Source organism: Microterricola pindariensis (assembly GCF_002936985.1).
Taxonomy (GTDB): Bacteria; Actinomycetota; Actinomycetes; order Actinomycetales; family Microbacteriaceae; genus Microterricola; species Microterricola pindariensis.
This window is the reverse complement of the sequence record NZ_MPZN01000122.1, coordinates 1-2,138: the sequence shown is the minus strand read 5'-3', so window position 1 is coordinate 2,138 and position 2,138 is coordinate 1. Positions and strand designations below refer to the sequence as shown.

Sequence of the window (2,138 nt, the reverse complement as noted above, 5' to 3'; positions counted from 1 at the left end):
GCTGAGCGCCACCGTCTCCAACGCCGAGGAGTTCGGCGACTGGCTGCAGGCCGTCCGCGGCGACACCGACGTCATCGTCTCCGAGGAGCGGCCGGTGCCGTTGGAGCAGCACGTGCTGGCGCGCGGCAAGATGCTCGACCTGTTCGACTCCTCCGGCGTCGCCGCCACGAACCGCGTCAACCCGGAACTCGTGCAGCTGGCCAAGGGCGGCTCCCGCTCCATCCACGCTCGCTCCACCCGCGGTCGGCGCGGCCACGACCGCGGCGGCTGGAGCCCGCAGCCGCCGGCCGCCAAGCTCGACCGCGCAGCCGTCGTCGCCATGCTCGACGGCAAGAACCTGCTGCCGGCGATCTTCTTCATCTTCAGCAGGGTCGGCTGCGACCAGGCCGTCCGCCAGGTGCTGCGCGCCGGTGTCCGCCTCACCCAGGCGCACGAGCGCGACGAGATCCGCGCCATCGTCGAGGAACGCTGTCGCCCCCTGCTCGACGAGGACCTCGCCGTGCTCGGCTACTGGGAGTGGCTGGAAGGGCTGGAGCGCGGCGTCGCCGCCCACCACGCCGGCATGCTGCCCGCCTTCAAGGAGGTCGTCGAGGAGCTGTTCCAGCGCAAGCTCGTCAAGGCCGTCTTCGCGACGGAGACGCTCGCCCTCGGCATCAACATGCCCGCCCGCACCGTGGTGCTGGAGAAGCTGGAGAAGTTCAACGGCGAGGCCCGTGTGCCGATCACGCCGGGGGAGTACACCCAGCTCACCGGGCGCGCCGGGCGTCGCGGCATCGACGTGGAGGGGCACGCCGTCATCCACTGGCAGGACGGCCTCGACCCGCAGGCGGTCGCCGCCCTCGCCTCGCGGCGCAGCTACCCGATGAACTCCAGCTTCCGGCCGACCTACAACATGGCGGTCAACCTGATCGAGCAGTTCGGCCGGCAGCGCGCCCGCACCATCCTGGAGTCCTCCTTCGCCCAGTTCCAGGCCGACCGCTCCGTGGTGGACCTGGCCCGCACCGTGCGCCAGCAGCAGGAGTCCCTGGACGGCTATGAGGCGTCGATGCACTGCCACCTCGGCGACTTCGCCGAGTACGCCGGCATCCGCCGCGCGCTGACCGAGCTGGAACGGCGCGCCTCCCGCGCCGAGAACCAGGAGTCGCGCGCTGCGAAGGAGAAGGTGCAGCGCGAGCTCAACTCGCTGCGCAAGCAGATGCGCGCCCACCCCTGCCACAACTGCCCGGACCGGGAGGCGCACGCCCGCTGGGCCGAGCGCTGGTTCAAGCTGCGCAAGCAGAACGACGCCCTCCGCGCCCAGATCCGCTCCCGCACGGGCGCCGTCGCCCGCGTCTTCGACCGGGTGACAGAACTCCTGCTCGGCTTCGGCTACCTGGAGAAGGACGCCAGCGGCAAGCTCAGCGCCAGCGCCAGCGGGCGGATGCTCCGCCGCATCTATGGGGAGCGCGACCTGCTCGTCGCCGAGTCGCTGCGCCGTGGGCTCTGGAACGAGCTGGACGCGCCGAGCCTCGCCGCCATGGCGACAACGCTCGTCTACGAGCCGCGCCGCGACGAGGGCAACCTCTCCGAGCGCTACCTGCCCCGGGGCGCCTTCGTGCGCGCCTTCGACGCCACCGGCACGCTGTGGAGCGAGCTCGACGACCTGGAGCGCTCGCACCGGCTGCCCGGCAGTGAGCCGCCGGCCACGGGCCTGGCCCTCGCCATGTGGAAGTGGGCCAAGGGCGTGCCGCTCGGCGAGGTGCTCGCCGACGCCGACATGGCCGCAGGCGACTTCGTGCGCTGGACGAAGCAGACCATCGACCTGCTCGACCAGCTCTCCGTCGTGGCCGACAATCCGGTGGCGGCCAACGCCCGTCTGGCGATGGACTCCATCCGCCGCGGCATCGTTGCGTACTCCTCGGTCGCCTAGGCTGTACGGGTGATGGAGAAGGGGGTTGAGGGGCACTCTGCGCTGCGCCTCCCCATCTACCTGGCGGTCCCGCTCGCAGCGGCATCCGGCATCATCCTCGACGGCGCCTTCCCCGACCGGGGCTGGTGGCCGTTGGCCCCGCTGGCCGTCGCGCTGCTCTTCCTCACCCTCCTCGGGCGCGGGCCGTGGGTGGGCTGGCTGCTCGGCCTGATCGCCGGGCTCACCTTCT

Annotated in this window: 1 protein-coding gene and 1 pseudogene; both read left to right on the top strand. The window is 71.8% G+C overall.

Annotated elements, in window-relative coordinates:
* The coding region (locus tag GY24_RS17215) for a DEAD/DEAH box helicase (protein WP_104477854.1) at positions 1–1,909 on the top strand (1,909 nt) is incomplete at its 5' end.
* A 12-nt stretch (positions 1,910–1,921) separates the two neighbouring features.
* Positions 1,922–2,138: pseudogene (locus GY24_RS17210) on the top strand (hypothetical protein); the annotation flags it as partial.